Origin of the sequence: Microbacterium oxydans (assembly GCF_000956525.1) — a bacterium.
In the GTDB taxonomy this organism is placed as follows: Bacteria; Actinomycetota; Actinomycetes; order Actinomycetales; family Microbacteriaceae; genus Microbacterium; species Microbacterium oxydans_A.
This window is the reverse complement of the sequence record NZ_JYIW01000015.1, coordinates 75,790-97,312: the sequence shown is the minus strand read 5'-3', so window position 1 is coordinate 97,312 and position 21,523 is coordinate 75,790. Positions and strand designations below refer to the sequence as shown.

Below are 21,523 nucleotides of genomic sequence, written 5' to 3'. Positions count from 1 at the left end.
CCTGTGGGCTCAGGGACCCAGGGGGGTCAGGAACGCACGGGGCGGGGTCGCGGATGGCCGCCTCGAGGGCGGGGAGACGGCCATTCGCGACACCTGCAGAGGGAGAGGTGTCTCGGATGGCCGCAATCCGAGAGCGGATGCGGCCATGTGCGACACCTGCCTGGAGGCGGGCGTGGGGCAGGGCCCTTCGACAAGCTCAGGGACCCAGGGGGCAGGGCCCTTCGACAGGCTCAGGGACCCAAAGGGGGCCGCGGGGGCGGGGCGAAGCACCGAACCCAGCGCCGGTAGACTGGACACGCCCGCCGGCCCCTTCCCTTGGAGTGCGCGTGACCACCGCCCCTGCACCTTCCCACAAGCACGTTCCCGACTCTGTCGAGAACGCGACCGCGACGCCCGAGAAGGAGCAGCCGTACGGCGCCCTCGGCCTCAAGGATGACGAGTACGCGAGGATCCGCGAGATCCTCGGCCGCCGCCCCACGTCGGGCGAGCTGGCGATGTACTCCGTCATGTGGAGCGAGCACTGCTCGTACAAGAGCAGCAAGAACTACCTGCGCCGCTTCGGCCAGAAGGTCTCCGATGAGATGAAGGAACGCCTGATGGTGGGCATGGGCCAGAACGCGGGCGTCATCGACGTCGGCGAGGGCTGGGCCGTCACCTTCAAGGCCGAGTCGCACAACCACCCGTCGTTCATCGAGCCGTTCCAGGGCGCGGCGACCGGCGTCGGCGGCATCGTCCGCGACATCATCTCGATGGGCGCCCGCCCGGTCGCCGTCATGGACGCTCTCCGCTTCGGCGCGATCGACCACCCCGACACCGCCCGCGTCGTGCACGGCGTGACGAGCGGCATCAGCTTCTACGGCAACTGCCTCGGACTGCCGAACATCGGCGGCGAGACGGTGTTCGACTCGGTCTATCAGGCCAACCCGCTCGTGAACGCGCTCGCGGTGGGCGTGCTGCGTCACGAAGACCTCAAGCTCGCGAACGCGACCGGCGTCGGCAACAAGGTCGTGCTCTTCGGCGCTCGCACCGGTGGCGACGGCATCGGCGGCGCCAGCATCCTGGCATCCGACACCTTCGCCGACGGCGGGCCCACCAAGCGCCCCGCAGTGCAGGTCGGCGACCCCTTCGCCGAGAAGGTGCTCATCGAGTGCTGCCTCGAGCTGTACCGCGGCGAGCTCGTCGAGGCCATCCAGGACCTCGGTGCCGCCGGCATCTCGTGCGCGACCAGCGAGCTCGCAGCCAACGGCAACAGCGGCATGAAGGTCTCGCTCGACAACGTGCTGCTGCGCGACCCCACGCTCACGGCCGAGGAGATCCTCATGTCGGAGTCGCAGGAGCGCATGATGGCGATCGTCGCGCCCGAGAAGCTCGACGCGTTCATGGCCGTCGTGAACAAGTGGGAGGTCGAGACCTCCGTGCTCGGCGAGGTCACCGGCGACGGACGCCTCATCATCGACTGGCAGGGCGAGCGCATCGTCGACGTCGACCCCTCGACCGTCGCGGTCGACGGCCCGGTCTACGACCGCCCGGTCGCGTACCCGACGTGGATCGACGCACTGCAGGCGGATGCCGCGGAGAACCTCCCCCGCTCGAACGACCCCGAGACGCTGCGCGAGCAGTTCCTCGCCCTCGTCGCGTCGCCGAACCTGGCCGACACGAGCTGGATCACCAACCAGTACGACTACTACGTGCTCGGCAACACGGCGCTGAGCTTCCCCGACGACGCCGGCATGATCCGCGTCGACGAGGAGTCCGGCCTCGGCTTCGCCATCTCGACCGACGCCAACGGCCGCTACAGCCAGCTCGACCCGTACGCGGGTGCGCAGATCGCACTGGCCGAGGCGTACCGCAACGTCGCCGTCACCGGTGCAGTGCCGACCGCGATCACCGACTGCCTGAACTTCGGCTCGCCGGAGAACCCCGAGGTCATGTGGCAGTTCGGCCAGACGGTCGACGGCCTGGCCGACGGATGCTACGAGCTCGGCACCCCGGTCACCGGCGGCAACGTCTCGTTCTACAACCAGACCGGCGACGTGCCGATCCACCCGACCCCGCTCGTCGGCGTGCTCGGCATCATCGACGACGTCTCGCGCCGCATCCCCTCGGGGTGGCAGGACATCGGTCAGAACATCTACCTCCTCGGCACCACCGCGACCGAGCTCTCGGGTTCGGCGTGGGCCGAGGTCGTGCACGACCACCTCGGCGGGCTCCCCCCGAAGGTCGACCTCGCCGGTGAGAAGCGCCTCGCCGGTCTGCTGTCGGCAGCGCGTGACGAGTGGCTGATCTCCTCGGCGCACGACCTCTCCGAGGGTGGCCTCGCGCAGTCCCTCGCCGAGGGCGTCATGCGCTTCGGCGTCGGCGCGCGCGTCTGGCTGAACGAGATCATCGAGCGCGACGGAGTGGATGCCGCATCCGCCCTGTTCTCGGAGTCGACCGGCCGCGTGCTGGTGACCGTGCCCCGCGAGGACGACGTGAAGTTCCGCGGACTGTGCGAGGGTCGCGGATACCCGGTGGCGCGCATCGGCGTGACCGACACCGAGCCGCAGCTCGAGGTGCAGGACGTCTTCACGGTGTCTGCCGCCGAGCTGCGCGAGCGCTCGAACGCCACGCTGCCGTCGTACTTCGGACCGACCGTCTCGGAGCCGGTGGCCTGATGAGCGAGCTCAGCCGACCCGAGCCGAGCGAAGACTACGGCGACCTCGGCGAGCGTCGGAATCGGCGCCTGCGCATCATCGCGTGGACCGTCATCATCGCCCTCATCCTCGGTGGTGGCGGGGCGACCCTGATCGCGCTGCTGCCCATCTGACCTCGGTCGCGACGGGCGGGGCGGCGGTGCCGCATGTCGGATGCCGCGCCTAGAGTGTGGGCATGGCGACCGATCCGCGCGAACTCCTGTATGCGCTGCGCGCGCAGGCGGTGGCGCGTGTCGAGTCCACGGCCGCAGCGCTGGCGGCGCTCATGCACGATCGCGAGGGCGCGAACGACGACGACGAGCACGACCCGGAGGGCGTGACGCTGTCGTCGGAGTGGTCACGTCTGAGCGGGCTCGCCGAGGCCGCGGCATCCGAGCTCCAGCAGGTCGACGACGCGCTCGCCCGGACGGATGCCGGCACCTACGGCATCTGCGCCCGATGCGGGAAACCGATCCCCGCCGCCCGGCTCGACGCACGTCCGTTCGCGGAGTACTGCGTGGTGTGCGCCGAGAAGCTCGGCCACTGAGCGACGGCGGCGCTGACACATCGCGCCGCGCGGGATAGCATCCACCCCATGGCCATCAAGATGGAGAACGTCGGCATCGCCGTGCGTGACCTCGAAGCAACCATCTCGTTCTTCACCGACATCGGGCTCACCGTGCTCGGCCGAGACGAGGTGAGCGGCGAATGGGCGTCCACCGCCGTCGGCCTCGACGGCAACCACGCACGGATCGCGGTGCTGCAGACGCCGGACGGACACGGGCAGATCGAGCTGTTCGAATACATCCACCCCGACGCGATCGAGACCGAACCCACGCTGCCGAACGAGATCGGGATGCACCGTATCGCCTTCTCGGTGGACGACATCGACGAGTCGCTCGCGATCGCAGCACGGCATGGCTACCACCCGCTGCGCGGCGTCGCCAACTACCAGGACGTGTACAAGCTCACCTACCTGCGTGGTCCGAGCGGCATCATCGTGATGTTCGCGCAGGACCTCACGAAGGGCTGAGCGGGGGTCGCGCGCATCACTGCCGCACCTCGGAGATCTGCACCATTTCGGATGCGGTGCCGCCACGGCATCCGAGATCCCGCAGAACTCCGAAGCGCGCGCCGCGAGAGGAACCGAACTCAGGGCTGGGCGGGAGCGCGGCTGGCTGCTGCGCGTTCCGCGGCCGCGGCGAGCTGCGACAGCCCGTGCGTCGTCACGTCGACCCGCAGCTTCGTGCCGTCCGACGACGTCACCGTGATGATCCTTCTGCCGCGTCGCACGGTGCTGCGCTGGGAGACGATGTCGCGATGACGGATGACTCGCTCTGCACCGAAGACCGTGCGGAACACGATCTCGTCACGCCCTGGCTCGAGGTACCAGTTGCGGTACGCCAGCAGCACGAGCAGCCCAGCCACGACGAGCACCACGGAGGCGATGCGGAACGGCACCGGGTCGCGCATGTCACCACTGCCGAATCCGAGCACCGACGCGAACAGGCCAAGGGCGAGCAGCGCCGCGGCGACGAAACCGACGGCCTTGTGGAGGCGGATCCGGACGATCCGCTTCGCCGAGCTGTTCGGCCGCAGGAACAGCGAGCGCACGATGACCACCACGAACAGCAGCGCGATCACCACGAGGACGATCTTCAGCACGAGAGCGGTCATGCTCCGACGCTATCAAGCACTGCGTGCGGGGACGGTGCGAGAAGTAGGCTGAGCACATCATGGAATGGTGGAACTACTGGTGGCTGCTCTTCCCGCTCATGGGAATGGCCGGCGGCGTCGCGAAGGCGTGGGAGCGCAACGCGAAGCGCCGTCATGAGCGGCGCCTGGAGACCCTCCGCCTGAAGACGCAGCTGCGGACCGCCGAGATCGAAGCGCGGGGCGTCTCCCGCCAGGCGAAGCTGCGCGGTCCGTCGTTCGTCGACACCTCGGCATCCGTCCCGTCCGATGACCTGCTCGGACGCCTGTTCACCGAGCACGACGAGGTCACCGCCCGCTGGCTCGACTACGAGCTCGATGTCGCGAAGCTGATCGCATTCCCCGCCATGAGCGACGGCCGGCAGCCGCTGACGGCCGCGTTCCTCAGAGCCAAGAAGAAGGCCGACGCGCTGCGCCCGGCATCGACCGACGCGAAGGTCAGCGACACCCAGGTCGGCGAGTACCTGCAGGCGGTCGGCGACTATGCGGTCGCGTTCGAGATCGCCGAGAAGGATGCCAGGCGCCTGCGCGACTCGACGTTCACCGAGCCGGAGCGCAAGCGACTCGACCGCGCGCAGCAGCTGCTCAAGGTCGCGGTCGACGAGTCGGCCACCCAGGCAGAGCGCAACGTGGCCTACAAACGCGTGCGCGAAGAGCTGGACGGGCTGATCCTGCTCTCCGACGATGCCGTCACGGTGCTCGAGAAGCAGGTCGCCAGGGAGATCGCGGCGCCGGTCGCGCCGGCTGCCCCTGCACCGGAACCGCAGCGGATGCCGATCGCCGATCCGCTGCGCCGACCGCGAGAAGGCGCATGACGCCCGAGAACGTCACCGGCCCCGTCGCGCACCACGCCGAGGCCCCGGTGTGGTCGACGGCATGGGGCGGACTGCGCTGGGTCGACGGGAACGCGGGCGACCTGCTCACGCTGCGCGCCGACGGCGTCGCACGACAGCACATCGACGACGAATACCTCGCGTTCGCGCGACCGCGGCGGAACGGCGGGATCGTCGCAGCCGGGGCGCGCACCCTGTACCTCGCCGACGATCCGAACGCGGAGTTCCGCGCCGTCACGGCGCTGCTCGACGACCCGACGGTGCGGATGAACGACGGATGCTGCGACCCGGTCGGGCGACTGCTCGCCGGTTCGATGGGATACGAAGCGGAAGCGGATGCCGGGGTGCTGCTGCGCCTCGACGCCGAGCTCGCCGTGACAACGGTGCTGCCGAAGACCACCATCTCGAACGGGATCGGCTTCTCGCACGACGGACGACGGGCGTACTACGTCGACACCGCAGCGCATCGCATCGACGTGTTCGACACCCATCGCGGTGAGCTCGGGGGTCGCCGCGTGTTCGTGCGGATCCCCGAGGACCAGGGCTCGCCCGACGGCCTCACGGTCGCCGCGGACGGCAGCGTGTGGGTCGCGCTCTGGGGTGGCAGCGCCGTGCACGGGTACGACGCGGCCGGCGAGCTGATCGCGACGATCGAGCTGCCGGTGCCGCAGGTGAGCGCCTGCACGTTCGGCGATGACGACCTCGGCACGCTCTACATCACGACCTCGGCGCAAGGACTGGCAGCCGATCACGGCACCGACGCCGGCTCGCTGTACGCGGTACGGCCCGGCGCCCGCGGCATCCCCGTGCTGCCCTTCGCAGGCTGAGGGGCTTCACGGGCTGGACTCTTTGTTGGGGTCGCGTGCTGCAGTAGGTGTCGCGAATGGCCGCATCCTGGCGCGCGAAGCGGCCAACTGCGACACCCGCCCAGAAGGAGGGGGCGCGAAGGGCCGCATCCGGACGCACGAGGCGGCCATCTGCGACACCTGCGCAGCACGCCTGCCTGCCTGCCCAGCACGCCTGCACGCACAGAGCACCCGCCGCAGCGGATCAGGCCAGGTGCACGCGTTCCGTGCGCTGGCGCTGACGCCCGAGTCCCTCGATCTCGATCTCCATCACATCGCCGTGCTGCAGGTACGGGAAGCGCCCTGACAGTGCGACGCCCTGCGGGGTGCCCGTGTTGATCACGTCGCCCGGTTCGAGCACCAGGTACTGGCTGAGCTCGTGCACGATCTGCAGCACCGGGAAGATCATGTCGGCCGTCGAGGAGTCCTGGCGCGGCTCGCCGTTCACGAACGACCGGAGTCGCAGCGCCTTCGGATCGACCTCGTCGGCTGGCACGAGCGCCGGACCGAGCGGGTTGAACGTCTCGGAGCACTTGCCCTTCGACCACTGCCCGCCGGACACCTCGAGCTGGTACGCGCGCTCGGAGACGTCGTTCGAGATCGTGTAGCCGGCGATGACCTCGCGCGCGGCATCCGGCGACGAGAGGTATCGCGCGGTCGCGCCGATCACGATCGCGAGTTCGACCTCCCAGTCGACCTTCTCGGCACCGGGCGGAAGCAGCACGACGTCGTCGGGGCCGACGATCGTGTTCGGATGCTTGAAGAAGACGACCGGATGCTCCGGCGGCTCCGCCCCCGATTCGGCGGCGTGGGCCGCGTAGTTCTGTCCGATGCAGATCACGGCGGTCGGGCGCGCGATGGGGGCGCCGATTCGCAGGCCATCGACCTCGGCCGCATCGAGTTCGCCGCGCCGCAGCGCCTGCCGAACGCGGGCGATGCCATCAGCGGCGAGGAACGCGCCATCGATGTCGGAGGTCAGGGTGGTGAGGTCGAAGACGGTGCCGTCGTCGTGGACGTACGGACGCTCGTGGCCGATCGGGCCGAGTCGCAGGAGTTCCATGGCGGGTCAGCGCGCGTCGGCGAAGGTCGGGTTGACGATCGGCACGGACTCGCCGGCCAGGAATCGGATGACGTTCTCGGCCGCGTGCACCGGCAGATCGGCGAGGGCTTCGGGCGAGTACCAGGCCGCGTGCGGGGTGAGCAGCACCTGGTCGAGATCGCGCAGCGGCGAATCGGCGGCGAGGGGCTCGCCCGCGAAGACATCGAGGGCGGCAGCGCCCAGGTGCCCGGCGCGCAGCGAGGCGGCGAGCGCGTCCTCGTCGATGAGCGGCCCCCTGCAGGTGTTCACGACGACGGCGCCCTGCCGCATGGTCGCGAGCGCGGCTGCATCGATCAGGTGGCGGGTCGCATCGGTCAGCGGCACGTGGAGCGTGAGGATGTCGGCGCCGGCCACGGCATCCGGAATCTCGACGAGCTCGCATCCGGCCCCGCGCACCGCCTCGGCCGAGGCGTACGGGTCGGCGACGAGCACGCGGAACCCGAGCGCCCGGCATCCGCGGGCGACGATCGAGCCGATGCGTCCGAAGCCGAGCACCGACACGGTGGTGGTCGATGGGCGCACGGCGAGCGGTTGAGCGTCGACCGCTTTCCAGGTGCCGGCGCGCACCGCGCGGTCGTAGGCGGGGAGGCCGCGGGCCTGGGTCATGATCATCGCGATCGTGTGCGCTGCGACCTCTTCGATGCAGTAGCTCGGGGTGTTCGCCACGGCGATGCCGCGGGCGGCCGCCGCTTCGACGTCGATCATGTCGTAGCCGATGCCGACGCGGCTGATGATGCGGAGCTTCGGCATCCGATCCATCACCTCGCCCGTGATCTGCGCCCACTGGACGACGAGTCCCTCGGCATCCGCACCGAGGGCTGCGAGGTCGTCGATGGCTCCGGATGCCGAGCGCTCGGCGCGGAGTCCTGCCTGCCGCAGGGTGTCTTCGATGACGGTTCCCGGCAGGTCGCAGTCGCTGACGAGGATGAGAGGCTGAGTCATGGGAGAGATGCTATAGCAAATAGCAGATGGGTATAGCATCGAGCCATGACTGTTCGCCGCGCGCTCATCACAGGGGCCAGTTCCGGGATCGGAACCGCCGCCGCACTCGAACTCGCCAGCGAGGGAACCGCGCTCTGGCTCACCTACACCGGGCGCGAGGCCGAAGCAGCCCGGGTCGCGGAGGAGTGCCGGGCAGCCGGCGCCGCCGAGGTACACGTCTCGCGACTCGACCTGCGCGAACCCGACTCGATCGCAGCGCTCATCGACGAGCTGACCTCGACGTGGGGCGAGCTGCACGTGCTCGTCAACAACGGCGGTGTCTGCCCGTACACGCCGTATGAGGACATCGACATCGACGAGTGGGACTTCGTGCTCGAGACCAACGCACGCGGCACGTTCTTCCTGACCCGCGCCGCGCTGCCGCTGCTGCGTGCCGCGGCGGGCGACCGCTCGGTCGTCAACATCGCCTCGATCGCCGGACAGGTCGGCGCGCTGCAGACCGGCATCCACTATGCGGCCAGCAAGGGCGCACTGCTCGCCATCACGCGCAGCTTCGCCAGGCACCTCGCGAACGAGGGCATCCGCGTCAACGCCGTGACGCCCGGTCCGGTCACGAGCGCGATCACCGACCAGCTGCAGGGCGAGAGACGCGAGAAGCTCGAGGCCGGCATCCCGCTCGGCGCGTTCGGACAGCCGGCCGACGTCGCCTGGATCATCGCCTCGCTCGCCTCGCCCCGCGCCGGCTTCATCACGGGCGCGACCTACGACGTGAACGGAGGCGTTCGCATTGACTGACCGCACCGACCGCTCCGCCCTCGACACCGTGCAGGCGCAGCTCGACGCGTTCAACGCGCATGACCTCGATGCCTTCGTCGCGACCTACGCGGCGGATGCCGTGATCACGGGCGTCGCGCCCGACCCGCTCGTCGGCTCGACGGCGATCAGGGCGTTCTACGCGCCGCGGCTGCGGAACCCGGAACTCTCGTGCGTGATCGACGCGACCGTGCTGTTCGGCATCCGCTGGGTCGTCGCGCAGGAGCGCGTCATCAACGCCGGCGTCGCGACCGAGACCATCGCGACCTTCGACGTCGTCGACGGGTTGATCGCGCGGGCCTCGATGCTCAAGGCCTGAGCCTCGGGAGGAGAACTCCCTGTCGGGAGGAGCATTGCCGACGAAGGCTCCTCCCGAGAGAGAGTTCTCCTCCCGACGCCCGCTCACCCACGCCCGAACCGTGCCCGCAGCGCAGGGTCGGTCGCGATGCGGCCGAAGGATGCGGTCCACGCGCCGTCGACCGCGATGGACTGCCCCGACACGTACGGCGCGGCGTCGGACAGCAGGAACGCCGTGAGCGCGGCGACCTCCTCGGCGCGGGCGATGCGTCCCATCGGCGGCCCCTCGGTGAGCGCGCGCTCCTCGGCCGCGGGGTCGGCGGCGGCGGCGATCTGCGCGTCGAGGTGCGGGGTGCGCACGCCGCCGGGCGCCACGGTGTTGGCACGGATGCCGAGTCCGCCGTAGCTCACGGCCACGCTGCGGGTGAGCGCGTCGATGCCGCCCTTCGTGAACTCGTAGGCAGCGTGGTCGACGAAGCTCGAGCGGCCGTGGATCGAGCCGATGTTCACGATCGCGCCCGCGACGCCCTGGTCGATGAACGCCGAGACGGCGGCGGAGCATCCCCAGAGGTAGCCGAACCCGTTGATGTCGAGGATCTCGCGCACCGTGGTCTCGTCGAGCTCATGCAGCGGCGTGCGCTTCGTGATGCCGGCGTTGTTCACCCACCCGGCGAGCGGCGCGCGAGCCCTGGCAGCCGTGGCCGCGCGCTCGTGCACGGCCCGATCGGATGCATCGCCCAGCACGACCTCGGCGACGATCCCGTCGTCGACCGTGCCCGAGCCGGGAGAGCGCTCGAGGCCGACGACGATCCAGCCGTCGGCGGTGAGCCGCTCGGCGACCGCCCGCCCGATGCCCTTGCCGCTGCCGGTCACCACGGCACTGCGCGCGGAATCGGCCATCTCAGCCCCTCTCGACCGTGTCGAACGCGAAGACCGCCGGGTCGAGCGTGAACCCGAGACCGACGGCATCCGTCGGGCGAACCAGCCCCTCGAACGACGGACCGCCGACGATGAACGAGGGCGCCGGATCGTACGGGTTCGCGCCTCGGGCGAACGTCTCGACGCCGATGCCGAGGTGCGCCGTGACCTCGGGATACACGTGACCCGAGACCGGCACGCACCGCTCGGATGCCCACGCGATCACTTCGCGCGCCGGCGTCACCCCGCCGATCGCCACGACATCGAGGCGGAGCACGTCGACCGCTTCGTGCTCGACGAGGGCCTGCAGCACCGCTGGGTCGGTCACCTCGTCGCCGACGGACACCCGCAGCCCGCTCTCTCGACGGATGCGTGCGCATCCCTCCGCATCCTCCGGGAGCAACGGATCCTCCAACCATGCGAGCCGCGGGTCACCCCACTGCGCGATCTCGGCCAGCGCCTCCTCCGCGTCGCGCCAGCCGAAGCCGACGTCGACCACCAGTCCGGTCTCGGCAGGCAGCTCATCGCGGAGCAGCCCGAGCAGCTCACGCATATATGCCGGTTCGGGCATGCGTGAGATCTTCACCTGCGACCAGCCGGTCGCCTGACCCAGCACCTCGTCTGCGACCTCCCTCGGTGAGCGGGGCGCAGAAGGATACGCGGCGACGAGCATCGCATCCCGCGGCGCATCGCCGGTGCCCAGCATCCGCCACAGCGGCACACCGGCGCGGCGGGCGGCGACATCCCACAGGGCGATGTCGACGAGCCCGATCGCACGCCGCACCAGGCCGACGCGGCCGACGATCGCGCTGCCGCGGAGCATCCGCTCCCACGTCGACGCGGGGTCGTCGACATCCGCGCCGATCGCGTGGCCGGCGACGAGACGCTCGACGATCTCGGCCATCGGCGCCTCGCGCGACAGACAGTAGGTGATGCCCGAGACGCCGTCGGCATCCGTCACCCGTACCGCGGTGTACTCGCGGCGCGTCACGGTCATCGCGCCGAGGCGCAGCGGCGCCGGGAGCGGCAGCTGCACGGTCGCCGTCTCGATGCGCGCGATCTCGGTCATTCGGGCTTCCTCGCGAGCGGCACGCCGTAGTCGACCATGAAGCCGCCGTCGACGTAGAGCGTCTGCCCGTGCATGTACCGCGACTGATCCGACACGAGGAAGCTCACCGCCGCCGCGATCTCGCTCGCATCGCCCAGACGCTTCGCCGGGATGCGCGACAGGATCGTGTCGAGGCTCAGCGTGCCGGCCTCGACGCCCTGCCGGAAGACGCCGGTGTCGACGTAGCCCGGCGCCACCGCGTTCACCCGCACGCCGCGCGACGCCCACTCCGCGCCGGCGGTCGAGGTGAGGCCGATCACCGCAGCCTTCGTCGTGGCATAGGGTGCTCGACCCGCTGACCCTCGCGAGGAGATCGACGAGATGTTCACGATCCGGCCATCGCCGCGTGCCAGCATCCGTCGTCCTGCTGCCTGCAGCGCCGAGAAGACGCCGTGCAGGTTCACGTCGACCACGGCAGCCCACTCGTCCCAACTGAGGTCTTCGATGCCCCGGTGCCGCTGGATGCCGGCGTTGTTCACCAGCACCTCGATCGGCCCGAACTCGGCCTCGATCTCGCCGAACACGCGGTCGACGCCGTCGTGGTCGGTGACGTCGAGCTCGCGCCAGCGGATGCCGGCCGGGTTCTCGCCCGCGGTGAGGCCGGGCACGCGGTCGGCCGCGACGACGGTGTACCCGTCATCGGCGAGGCGCTGGCCGATCTCCCAGCCGATGCCGGCGGATCCTCCGGTGACGATGGCGACGGGGTTGGTCATGTCTCTCCTCTGGTCGGGGTGGGGTCGTGATCGACGAGGGCCGCGACCACCTGGATCGCGTGCTGGGTGAGCAGTTCGAGCGCACCCGGCGCGAGCGGGGTCTGCCACGCCTGATAGGCACCGCGGTCGTAGGCGTCGCGGGTCGGCAGGTAGACGAAGCCGGGACCGTTCGTGAGGTTCATCACGACGATCGGCGTCTCCGGGAACCGCGCACGCAGCGCCGTCTGCAGGCGCGAGTACGCCTCGCCGGGATGCCCGACGAGCACGGCATCGCCGAACCGCCACGCCCAGAGCGGATGCTGCACGGTCGGCCCGTCGATGTAGCCGTCGCGCAGATTGCGGGCCCGGCCGAGCCGTTCCTCTCGGGATCGGGGATCGATGTCCCTCCACTCCTCGGCGAGCTCGTCGAGGGTCGGCAGGTCGCGCAGCGGCAGCTCGACGGCGGTCAGGGATGCCGCGGCATCCGTCCCGCCCCCGACGGCCCGACCTGCCCAGATCGCGAGCGGGGCCCCGGACTCGACCACTCGGTCGAGCGCCAGCTCCTCGCCGACCGCCGGCAGCGCTTCAAGAGCCGTGAGCACGGCATGCCCGAGCGAGCGCCCGTGCCGGTCGGCGACCGAGACATCGCCGGTGTACTGCTCGCGCGGCGCGAGCTCCCCCGAAGCCCCCTGCACGAAAAGGCAGGGCGCGCCCGTCGAGGCCTCGACGATCTCGCGCATCGCCCCGACGTAGTCCGGCGACACCTCCCGGTGCTGCCAGGCGAGCGTCGTCGGGTGGCACGCGTAGTTCACGAGCGTCGCGCGCACGGTGCCGTCGACGCTGATCCGCCCGATCGTGACGGTGTCGTCAGCCGCGCCCTCGGGGTTGTATCCGACGAGCGCTCGCCCGTCGAGGTCGAGCTCGCGGTCGGCTGCGAGCGTGCAGCATCCGGCGGTCCACTCGATGAGGCCCGGCCGCGCGGTGTCGAGCGCTTCGCGACCGGCGACGATGCCGGCTGCGGCGAGCGCCGCCAGGTACCCGGGGATCAGTTCACCGCCGGGCAGCTGCGCATCCGCAGCGCACAGCACGGCACCGGCATGGGTATGCGACAGCGAGAGCATGAGCTGGTCTGGGTCGAGTCCGAGACCGTCGAGGATCGCGCCGCGCACACCCTGCTCATCGGCGACGCGACGCCACCACGTGCCGTCCGCCGCGAGCAGCACGCGCGACCGGTCGTCGTCGGCGATCAGGGCGAGCGCGGTCAGCTCGAACGGGCGATGCGCGCCCTCCGACCGCTCCCAGTCGGCCGGCCCCCAGTTCTTCGCACGGATGCCGATGGGCGGGGTGATGTCGCGGCGGGCCACCCCCACCCTGGCGGCGGTGCGCGGCACGCGGATGCGGTCGCCGATCACGGTCGGACTCATCGGGGTTCCTCTCCTCTGACGGACGACGCCGACGCACGGCCGCTGGCGTCAGGAAGCTCAGCGACGGATGCCATAGCATCGGTGCGAGCGCGTGACGGTCGTGATGCCCCTCGGCCGGCGGCTCGGAGAGGGATCCCCATGCGCACCGTGTCAGACCGGAACGTCGCCGAGCAGGTGGCCGATGAGCTGCGCGCCGCGATCCACTCGGGTGAGCTCGCGCCGGGCGAACGGCTCGTCGAACGCACGCTCGCCCAACGGCTCGGCGTCAGCCACATCCCGGTACGCGAGGCGCTGACCCGCCTGGCGGAAGAGCGCCTGATCGTGCGAGAGCCACGGCGCGGAGCGCGGGTCGCCGAGCTCACGGCATCCGACCTCGAAGAGATCTCGAGCCTGCGCATCGTGCTCGAGCAGTTCATGGCGATCCGGGTGCAGGAGCGGTGGGACGCGGATGCCGCAGCCCGCCTCGGCGCGATCGTCGATGCGATGGGCGCAGCCGCCCCCGGCGACATCGATGAGGTGCTGCGGCAGGACCGACGGTTCCACGAGACGCTCGCCGACCTCGCGCAGCACCGCTTCCTCGACGAGATCAGCTCGCAGTTGCGCGGCCGCATCGCCGGATTCATCCGCGCCGCGAACGATGCGCTCGGCGTCGAAGAACAGCAGCAGCACGTGCGCAGCCACCAGGAGATCGTCGACGCGATCGCCAGCGGCGACCCGGAGCAGGCACGCACCGTGATCGCGGAGCACGTCACTCGCGCAGTCGAACGCATCACCCCGACCGATGGAGACCCCGCATGAGCACGATCGTCATCACCGGAGCATCCGACGGGATCGGCGCAGCCGCCGCTCGCCAGCTCGCCGCATCCGGCAATCGACTGATCCTCGTCGGACGATCGCCAGAGAAGACGAAGGCCGTCGCCGACGAGACCGGCGCCGAGCATTTCACCGCCGACTTCGCCCGCCTCGACGACGTGCGCGAACTCGCCGCGAAGCTCACCGACGCGGTGGGCGACGACGGCATCGACGTGCTGGCGAACAACGCAGGCGGCATCTTCGGCGACCGCACGCCGACCGTCGACGGCTTCGAGAAGACCATCCAGGTCAACCACCTCGCGCCGTTCCTGCTGACGAACCTGCTGCTGCCGACCCTGCTGGCATCGGATGCCGCCGTCATCAACACCTCGAGCGTCGGCCACCGCCTCTTCGGTCACATCGACGTCGACGACCTCGACAACACCAAGAAGTACAGCGCCAACAAGGCCTACGGCGACGCGAAGCTCGCGAACGTGCTCTTCACGAAGAGCCTGCACACGAAGTTCCATGCGGATGGACTGAGCTCGGTCGCGTTCCACCCCGGCACCGTTCGGACCAACTTCGCCGCCGACTCGTCGAGCATCATGCGGGTGATCTACCGCAGCTTCCTCGGCCGCATCCTGCTCACCGGCACCGACGAGGGCGGCGCGATCCTGCGCTGGTTCATCGAAGGCACGCCCGACGAGACCTGGTTCTCCGGTGCCTACTACGACGAGCGCACACTCAGCAGCAAGGTCAACCCGCAGGCTGAGGATGCCGCGCTCGCGGAGGCGCTCTGGCAGCGCAGTGCCGAGCTCGTCGGGCGGTAGGGGCCCTTCGACAAGCTCAGGGACCCAGAGGCGCTCAGGGACCCAGCGGTGGCGGGGCCCTTCGACAAGCTCAGGGACCCAGAGGTGGTCGGGGGCCCAGAGGTGCCGGGGCCCTTCGACAAGCTCAGGGACCCAGGGGAGGACGGGGGCGCCGACTGGGTCGCTGAGCCTGTCGAAGCGCCCCCACCACGAACGCACGTCAGACCGCGATGTTCGCCGTGTCGACGACGCGGTCGCCCTCGGCGGGGAACGCCGCACGGGTCACGCCGGACTCGACGTTCGCCGTGTGGATCAGCGTCGACGACGACCCGAATGCACCGTCGGCGAGCTCTATCGCCCCGCCCTCGAAACGGTTGCCCACGGCCCGGTAGTGCGTGGCGCCGGTCTTGATCGCGACGTGGGTCGCGGCGCCCTCCGCCCGGAACGTGCTGTCCGACAGCGTGACGTGCAGCTCGCCGGCACCGGTGCGCGCGATGCCCGTGCCGCCGACGGTCGCCACATCGGAGCCAGCGACCTCGACGGCCTGGCGCTCACCGCGCGCCGCAGCCACCCTGGCGTTGCGCAGCGTCGACCCCTCGAACCGCAGCCGGGCGGATGACGAGACCATCGGCACCGCATCATCGGCAGCCGTCAGCGTCGACCCGCGGAACGTCACGGCGCCTGGCCCGGTGATCTTCAGTCCGCCGACGCCGCTGAGCACCGTGTCGACGAACGTCACCGGCGTCGTGACCGCGGCGCTCGTGAGCTCACCGCCGGCCGCGACGAACGTGAAGTGCGAGTCGGCGATGACGTTGGGACGCGCCGAGGCATCCGACTGCTGCGTGATGATGAGGGTGTCGGATGCCGTGCAGCCGCGCAGCTGCGCACCGTCGGCGTTGATCCAGAGCATCCCGGAACCCGCGAGCGAGGGCTTGCCGATCACCTGCACGTCTTCGAGCGTGAGGTCGGTGATGCGCACCCTGGCGACGAACCACGAGCACACGTGCTTGCGCACCGTGATGCGCTTCGCCGCGGATCCCCAGGCCGCACCGGAGTTCGCGAACGTCATGAGGCCCGAGTTGCCGGTGTAGGTGAGGTCGTGCTCGTACTGCCCGTGCGTCACGAACGGGCCCTGATCGTCTCCGTCGCCATGGCAGTTCTCGACCAGGCAATAGGCGCTCGCGGTGAAGTCGTTCAGGTGCCGCGCATTCGCCGTGTGGCAGTTGGCGACGTAGCCGTACAGGCAGTAGATCTGCTGCGTCAGGTAGCCGGCGCCGCCCCAGGTGACCGAGGTCGGGTTCTTCAGCGTGCAGCTCACGGTGGAGTAGTACGTGTTCCAGCGGCGCTGGATGAGCGGCCAGAACGTGCCGGTGCCGTCGATGTGGTCGACATCGCAGCGCACCGCGTACTCGAACGCCAGCGGATGCGAGCCCGTGTACTCATCGGTGCCGGTGCCGAGGAACTTCAGGTTCGAGACCGTCACGTCCTGCACCGGCACGACGCGACGCCAGGTGATCGTGCGGTCCTTGCCGAGCGGCCAGCCGTTCTTGTAGTTGACCCTGATGTGGGTGCCGTCGACGATCTGCGTCACCTGCACGAGGCGCTGCAGCTCGCGCTCCCAGCGGCCGGTGAGCGCGTTCACCTCGGCGGCGTACCAGTCGCCCACCGTGAAGAACGAGGAGTCCGCGACCGGGAAGATGTCGGCGAGATCGGGCACGGTCTCGTTCAGGCGGGCTTCCTGCACGGCATCCGTCACCTCGCCGCGGAAGAACATGACCGCGGCGAACGGGTCGTCCTTCGGTGCGTTCTCGATCCCCTGCGTCGTCATCAGGTGGTTGCCGAAGTCGAAGGCGAGGTTCGACCGCGTGAAGCGGTGCCGGCGCACGAAGTTCAGATCGGTGTGCGCCTCGATGCGGTGGATCGCGGCGTCGCCGACCATCGCGTCGAGCGCGTCGTCGGCGGGCACGCTCGCATCGAAGATGCCGAAGGCCCGGAAGTCCACGACGCCGGCGTGCACGAGCACCCAGACGCCCTCCTTGCGCGCTGCGATCACGGTGCCGCCGTTCACGGCGGGGGCATCCTTCTTCACGAAGCGGTACAGGCCGTCGCCGCCGTCTCCGGGGGTGGCGTAGCCGGCCGTGCGGACGAGGTCGCCGTTCTTGCCCTTGAGCGAAGGCAGGTCGGTCGCGAGTCCCGCGTTGCCGACGGACTTCGAGCTCGACGAGCTCAGCGGCGCGACCGGCCCTGCGGCCTGCGCCGGTGCGGTGGTGGCGACGGCTGCGACGCCGCCGATGGCCGCGGCGCCGAAGCCCGCGAGGAGCATGCGCCTGCTGCGCAGAGCTGCCGTGTCGGTGTTCTCCTGATACGTCATGGTGTGTCCTCCTCGCGGCGGTGCGCCGCTCCTGCGCGCGACTCGACGGTCGCGCGGGTTGTTCCAGTCAGTCCCCAAGGCCCCCAGTGCCGGAGCGGAAGCTCCGGACAGGCCGTTCCGTGGTGCCGTCCCTCACTCCGAGGCCGGGTCTGGCGCCCTCGCCAGCCCGGCCGCGCGGATCGTGTTCGCGACGACGGTGCGCGCCTCGGCCCAGGGAGCCGCGACGCGACGGTGCGCGCTCTCGGCGAGCAGCGCGCTCCCCAGACCTCGGAAGCCGAGCGACTCGTTCGCGTCATCCGTCGACAGGGCGAGCGAGCTGATGCCGGATGCCGTCACGACCTCGATGCCGTACGCGTCGGGCCCTGGCACGCCGGTGATCAGCACCTGGATCGGCACCGCATCATTCCCGACCCGCAGCAGACCGTCGAGCCCACCGGCATCCTCTGACCGCGTGGACGACCCGGGCGATCTGCGAGTCCAGCCCGATCCGCCGAGCAGCTCGGCACCCGGCGCGACGACGTCGAGCATCTCCCACGCGTGCACACCGACCGTCACCAGGGTGCCGCCGCCGAGCGCCGGGTCGTCCTGCCACGAGCGGCCCGGCAGCTGGAAGGCCGCGTTGTCGTGCTGCGCCAGCACCCGGATGCTCAGCACCTCGTCCGAGCGGATGCCGTCGGCGAAGGCGCGAAGCGCGGGGGCGAAGCGCAGCGGCGAGCTCGTGCCCACAGCAGCGGCGGCCGCATCGATCACCCGGTCGAGCGCTGCGAGCTGCTCGTCGGTCGCGGCCACGACCTTGTTCAGGAACAGCGGTGCGCCGCCGTCGACCGTGAGCGCCCGCAGGAACGGCACGACCTCGTGCGGGCGTGGCGTCGCGATCACCAGGTCGGGTCGCAGCGCGTGCAGCTCGTCGACCGAGGTCACCGCCGCACCGCCGAAGCGCGCCGCGAACTCGACGCTCGAGGACGCATCCGCATCGTGCACGCCGACGACCTCCGCTCCGAGCGCTCGCATCGTGGCGGCATCCGTCGACGGATGCGAGTGCGCGAGCCCCGCGAAGGCGACGCGCAGCGGTGACCCGGTCATGCCATCGAGGACAACTGGGCACGGTCGATCGCATGCTCGAGCGGCCTGCCGTCGGCGAAGGCATCGATGTCGTCAACGACGATGCGCCCACCGCGACGACGGCCCTCGGTCGTGCCGGCTGCCCGATGCGGGGTGAGCAGCACCCCCGGCAGCGAACGGAGCGGGCTGTCGGCCGCGAGCGGCTCTTCGTCGAACACGTCGATCGCGGCGCTGATCCGTCCGCTGCGCAGCTCATCGACCAGTGCGGCCTCGTCGACCAGCCACGACCGCGCCGTGTTCACCAGACCGGTGCCGTCGCGCAGCAGGGCGAGCTCGCGGCGGCCGATCAGGTGGTGCGTCTCCGGCAGCGTCGGCGCGTGCACCGCGACGATGCGCGCCCGCTGCAGCGCCTCGTCGAGCGAGACGAGCTCTGCGCCGAGGGCAGCTGCGGCATCCGCATCGAGCGTCGGATCGACCAGCAGCGGCTCGGCGCCGAGGGCGCTGATCATCGTCAGGTACGCGCGACCGGTGCGCGACGCACCGATCACCGCGATCGGTGCGCCCGAGATCTCGTGCTGGGCGCCGACCGCAGCCGCGTCGTACCACCCGCCAGCGCGCACCGCGTTGTGCAGCTCGGGGATCCGGTGCAGCAGTGCGAGCGTGAAGGCCAGCGACACCTCGGCCACCGGCCGCGCCATCGCCGCGCCCGCCTGGGTCACCGCGACGCCGCGATCGAACAGCTCCTCGGTCGCGAAGGCCTTGATCGACGCGCCGGTGTGCGCCACGAGCTGCAGCGCCGGCATGGTCGCCAGCATCGCCGCGTCGAACGGACCGACACCCCAGCTCGTGATGACGACGCGTGCACTGCCGAGCTCGGCATCCGCCAGCCGGTCGACGCGCTGGAACGATCCGCCGAGCCTCGCCGCCACGGCGTGCAGGCGCTCGACATCGGCCTCGGCGAAGAACTCCGTGCAGAGCTCCGCCGAGACGGCCGCGACGACGCTGGAGGCGCTCATCGCAACCACGCCTCGAGGTGCTCGGCGATGAACGCGTCATCATTCAGTGCGGGGTGCTCGCGACGCACGCGTTCGATCTCCTCTGCCTGTCCCGGCGAGAGCCCCTCGTCGGGGTCGAGGCACCAGACGCCGTCGAGCAGCCCCTGCTGGCGGAGCATCTCGTGCACGCCGGCGATCACGCCGTGGAAGTCGTTCGCCGGGTCGAACACGGCCTGGTTCACGTCGACCATGTCGGAGGCGATGAGCCCGAGTCCGAGGTACGCCTCGGCATCCCCCGCCATCGCCCGACGCGCCTGCTCGAGCAGCGCGACCGCCGCCCTCGTGCCGACCGCCCACTGCCCGAGCAGCCCGCCGACGAAACGCAGCGCGCGCTCCCCCGTCGGCGAATCGACATGGAACTCCGAGAGCAGGTCGGCGACGATCGCATCGTCGTTGCCCGTGTACAGAGCGATCTCGTCTGCACGACCGGAGGCGGCGACGCCACGCACGAGTTCGAGCGTGCGATAGCGGTCGAAGGGCGCTGCCTTGACGGCCACCACCGAGGGGATCGACGCGAACTCGCGCCAGAAGCCGCGATCGAGCACCGGCCCGCCGATCGCGGTCTGCAGGTAGAAGCCCACCAGCGGGCTGACCTCGCCGACGGCGCGCGCTCGGTCGAGCAGCGCCGCATCGTCTGCGCCCTCGACGCGGGGGCTCAGCAGCACCGCGTCGTAGCCGAGATCGCGGGCCAGCTGCGCCTCGGCCACCGCCTGTGCGGTGTCACCGGTGACGCCGGCGATGCGCACGACATCCGCGCCGGCACGGGCATCCAGCTCCTCGGCGGCGAGCGCGAGCACCGGCTCGAACAGGGCGTGCTCCGGGTCGCGGATCTCGAACTGCGTGGTGTGCACGCCGACCGCGATGCCACCGGCACCCGCGTCGAGGTAGTACCGGGTGAGCGCGCGCTGACGGCGCTCGTCGAGCGTGCGCTCCGCCGTGAGCGCGAGGGGGTGCGCCGGGATCACGGCGCCGCGGGCGAGGGTCGCCGCTGCCTCGGGGCGCAGCGTCGGCACCGTCATCAGAACTTCCCGTCCCGCACGGCCCACTTGGTGGGTTTGGCGATCATCGGCAGGCCGCCGGCGATCCACTCGGCCTGCATGCCGATCAGCGTCTCGGCCGAGACCGAGGGGTAGCCGAACAGCGCCATGCAGCGTCGGGCGTCGCTGAGCAGCGCGGTCGGCAGCGGCTCGTCGACGAGGGTGACCTCGCGGTCGAACAGCGTGCCGAAGCGCCGGGCGATGGATTCGACGCTCAGCAGCTCGGGGCCGGTGAGGTTGATCGTGAAGGGGTCGGTCGACGCGTGCACGAGGCTGCGCAGCACGACCTCGTTCGCGTAGCCCTGCCAGATCACGTTCACGTTCGCGGTGGCGACCGAGACCGGCTCCCCGGCGTGCACGGCGCTGCCGATGTCGGCGAGCACGCCGTAGCGCAGGTCGACCGCGTAGTTCAGGCGGATGATCGCGACCTTCGTGCCGCGCTCCTGGGCGCCGAACTCGAACACGCGCTCGCGGCCGAGGCACGACTGCGCGTACTCCCCGATCGGCGAGGGCGCGAGCTCTTCGGATGCTCCGCCGGAGGAGGCAGGAACGAAGGGGTAGATGTTGCCGGTGGAGAGCACCGAGATCGCACTGTCTCGGTAGCGGCGCGCCACCCGGTCGGGCAGGGCGGCGTTGACTTCCCACGCCCACGAGGCGTTGGTCGCCGCACCGAACTTCGCGCCGACCATGAACACCACGTTCGGAGCATCCGGCAGCGACGAGAAGTCGTCATTGTCGATCAGGTCGAACGAGACGACGTGCACGCCGGCTCGCTCGAGGTGCTCGCGGATCGCGGCGTCGCCGAAGCGCGAGACGGCGTAGACCGCATCGTCCTGTCGTCCTGCGGCGTCCATGCCGCGACGGGCGAGCATCGCCAGGGTCGGGCCCATCTTGCCGCCGGCGCCGAGGATCACGAGATCGCCCGCGCCCCGCGCGAGGTCCTCGACGAGTCCGGCGCTCGGCGTGGCCAGGGCCTCTTCGAGCTCCGCCTCCGAGGCGAATGTGTTGGAGCTGTGCTGAGTCATGTGCTGCATTCCCTTC

22 protein-coding genes are annotated in these 21,523 nt (G+C 70.5%); 10 read left to right on the top strand and 12 right to left on the bottom strand.

Annotation, left to right across the window (positions count from 1 at the left end; genetic code table 11):
* Positions 1-326 precede the first annotated feature (326 nt).
* The 4 genes from purL to RS83_RS01875 all read left to right on the top strand — a co-directional run bounded on the left by purL (position 327) and on the right by RS83_RS01875 (position 3,705).
* The gene (gene purL, locus RS83_RS01885; protein ID WP_045277805.1) at positions 327-2,654 is read left to right on the top strand and encodes a phosphoribosylformylglycinamidine synthase subunit PurL; all 2,328 of its coding nucleotides are present in this window, start codon (positions 327-329) and stop codon (positions 2,652-2,654) included.
* Entirely contained in the window at positions 2,654-2,806 is a 153-nt protein-coding gene (locus RS83_RS18875; RefSeq protein ID WP_197072044.1) for a hypothetical protein, read from the top strand. The genes purL and RS83_RS18875 overlap by 1 nt, the downstream gene beginning before the upstream one ends.
* A 62-nt stretch (positions 2,807-2,868) precedes the next feature.
* On the top strand, positions 2,869-3,219 hold the full coding sequence (locus tag RS83_RS01880; protein ID WP_045277804.1) for a TraR/DksA family transcriptional regulator: 351 nt from the start codon (positions 2,869-2,871) through the stop codon (positions 3,217-3,219).
* Between the two features lie 48 nt (positions 3,220-3,267).
* Complete coding sequence (locus tag RS83_RS01875; RefSeq protein WP_045277803.1) at positions 3,268-3,705, top strand: VOC family protein; 438 nt, start codon at positions 3,268-3,270, stop codon at positions 3,703-3,705.
* Between the two features lie 119 nt (positions 3,706-3,824).
* On the opposite strand, the gene RS83_RS01870 is transcribed toward RS83_RS01875, so the two are convergent.
* Positions 3,825-4,349 carry a hypothetical protein gene (locus RS83_RS01870; protein ID WP_045277802.1) on the bottom strand — a complete coding sequence of 175 codons (525 nt, stop codon included), beginning with the start codon at positions 4,347-4,349 and terminating at the stop codon, positions 3,825-3,827.
* A gap of 59 nt (positions 4,350-4,408) precedes the next feature.
* On the opposite strand from RS83_RS01870, the gene RS83_RS01865 reads away from it, so the two are divergent.
* Complete coding sequence (locus tag RS83_RS01865) at positions 4,409-5,200, top strand: hypothetical protein (protein WP_156153080.1); 792 nt, start codon at positions 4,409-4,411, stop codon at positions 5,198-5,200.
* Positions 5,197-6,045, top strand: coding sequence for an SMP-30/gluconolactonase/LRE family protein (locus RS83_RS01860; protein ID WP_045277800.1), 849 nt, complete (start codon positions 5,197-5,199; stop codon positions 6,043-6,045). Before RS83_RS01865 ends, RS83_RS01860 begins: the two co-directional genes overlap by 4 nt.
* A gap of 223 nt (positions 6,046-6,268) precedes the next feature.
* On the opposite strand, the gene RS83_RS01855 is transcribed toward RS83_RS01860, so the two are convergent.
* Both RS83_RS01855 and RS83_RS01850 read right to left on the bottom strand, forming a co-directional pair.
* Positions 6,269-7,123 carry a fumarylacetoacetate hydrolase family protein gene (locus RS83_RS01855; RefSeq protein ID WP_045277799.1) on the bottom strand — a complete coding sequence of 285 codons (855 nt, stop codon included), beginning with the start codon at positions 7,121-7,123 and terminating at the stop codon, positions 6,269-6,271.
* A gap of 6 nt (positions 7,124-7,129) precedes the next feature.
* On the bottom strand, positions 7,130-8,104 hold the full coding sequence (locus RS83_RS01850) for a C-terminal binding protein (RefSeq protein WP_045277798.1): 975 nt from the start codon (positions 8,102-8,104) through the stop codon (positions 7,130-7,132).
* Positions 8,105-8,149: 45 nt separating this feature from the next.
* Between RS83_RS01850 and RS83_RS01845 the strand changes: the two genes are divergently transcribed.
* Both RS83_RS01845 and RS83_RS01840 read left to right on the top strand, forming a co-directional pair.
* Positions 8,150-8,899, top strand: a complete 750-nt coding sequence (locus tag RS83_RS01845; protein ID WP_045277797.1) for an SDR family oxidoreductase — start codon at positions 8,150-8,152, stop codon at positions 8,897-8,899.
* Positions 8,892-9,236, top strand: coding sequence for a nuclear transport factor 2 family protein (locus tag RS83_RS01840; protein ID WP_045277796.1), 345 nt, complete (start codon positions 8,892-8,894; stop codon positions 9,234-9,236). Before RS83_RS01845 ends, RS83_RS01840 begins: the two co-directional genes overlap by 8 nt.
* An 83-nt stretch (positions 9,237-9,319) precedes the next feature.
* Here RS83_RS01840 and RS83_RS01835 read toward each other — a convergent pair whose 3' ends face one another.
* The 4 genes from RS83_RS01835 to RS83_RS01820 are packed head-to-tail and all read right to left on the bottom strand — an operon-like array spanning position 9,320 to position 13,356.
* A complete protein-coding gene (locus tag RS83_RS01835) occupies positions 9,320-10,114 on the bottom strand; it encodes an SDR family NAD(P)-dependent oxidoreductase (protein ID WP_045277795.1) in 795 nt (264 codons plus the stop codon).
* 1 nt (position 10,115) lies between these two features.
* The gene (locus tag RS83_RS01830; protein WP_045277794.1) at positions 10,116-11,201 is read right to left on the bottom strand and encodes a mandelate racemase/muconate lactonizing enzyme family protein; all 1,086 of its coding nucleotides are present in this window, start codon (positions 11,199-11,201) and stop codon (positions 10,116-10,118) included.
* On the bottom strand, positions 11,198-11,953 hold the full coding sequence (locus RS83_RS01825; protein WP_045277793.1) for an SDR family NAD(P)-dependent oxidoreductase: 756 nt from the start codon (positions 11,951-11,953) through the stop codon (positions 11,198-11,200). The genes RS83_RS01830 and RS83_RS01825 overlap by 4 nt, the downstream gene beginning before the upstream one ends.
* The gene (locus RS83_RS01820) at positions 11,950-13,356 is read right to left on the bottom strand and encodes a hypothetical protein (RefSeq protein ID WP_045277792.1); all 1,407 of its coding nucleotides are present in this window, start codon (positions 13,354-13,356) and stop codon (positions 11,950-11,952) included. Before RS83_RS01820 ends, RS83_RS01825 begins: the two co-directional genes overlap by 4 nt.
* Before the next feature lie 138 nt (positions 13,357-13,494).
* Here RS83_RS01820 and RS83_RS01815 point away from each other — a divergent pair, with 138 nt between their 5' ends.
* Both RS83_RS01815 and RS83_RS01810 read left to right on the top strand, forming a co-directional pair.
* Positions 13,495-14,154 carry a GntR family transcriptional regulator gene (locus RS83_RS01815; protein WP_045277791.1) on the top strand — a complete coding sequence of 220 codons (660 nt, stop codon included), beginning with the start codon at positions 13,495-13,497 and terminating at the stop codon, positions 14,152-14,154.
* The gene (locus RS83_RS01810; protein ID WP_045277790.1) at positions 14,151-14,978 is read left to right on the top strand and encodes an SDR family NAD(P)-dependent oxidoreductase; all 828 of its coding nucleotides are present in this window, start codon (positions 14,151-14,153) and stop codon (positions 14,976-14,978) included. Before RS83_RS01815 ends, RS83_RS01810 begins: the two co-directional genes overlap by 4 nt.
* A 199-nt stretch (positions 14,979-15,177) precedes the next feature.
* On the opposite strand, the gene RS83_RS01805 is transcribed toward RS83_RS01810, so the two are convergent.
* From RS83_RS01805 to RS83_RS01785, 5 genes are all read right to left on the bottom strand, one after another.
* Positions 15,178-17,328 carry a peptidase C14 gene (locus RS83_RS01805; protein ID WP_082071472.1) on the bottom strand — a complete coding sequence of 717 codons (2,151 nt, stop codon included), beginning with the start codon at positions 17,326-17,328 and terminating at the stop codon, positions 15,178-15,180.
* A gap of 132 nt (positions 17,329-17,460) precedes the next feature.
* On the bottom strand, positions 17,461-18,411 hold the full coding sequence (locus tag RS83_RS01800; protein WP_045277789.1) for a hypothetical protein: 951 nt from the start codon (positions 18,409-18,411) through the stop codon (positions 17,461-17,463).
* Positions 18,408-19,406 carry a hydroxyacid dehydrogenase gene (locus tag RS83_RS01795; protein WP_045277788.1) on the bottom strand — a complete coding sequence of 333 codons (999 nt, stop codon included), beginning with the start codon at positions 19,404-19,406 and terminating at the stop codon, positions 18,408-18,410. Before RS83_RS01795 ends, RS83_RS01800 begins: the two co-directional genes overlap by 4 nt.
* Positions 19,403-20,464: a dihydrodipicolinate synthase family protein gene (locus tag RS83_RS01790; RefSeq protein ID WP_045277787.1), complete on the bottom strand. Its 1,062-nt coding sequence runs from the start codon at positions 20,462-20,464 to the stop codon at positions 19,403-19,405. Before RS83_RS01790 ends, RS83_RS01795 begins: the two co-directional genes overlap by 4 nt.
* The gene (locus tag RS83_RS01785; RefSeq protein WP_045277818.1) at positions 20,464-21,507 is read right to left on the bottom strand and encodes an NAD-dependent epimerase/dehydratase family protein; all 1,044 of its coding nucleotides are present in this window, start codon (positions 21,505-21,507) and stop codon (positions 20,464-20,466) included. The genes RS83_RS01790 and RS83_RS01785 overlap by 1 nt, the downstream gene beginning before the upstream one ends.
* Positions 21,508-21,523 lie beyond the last annotated feature (16 nt).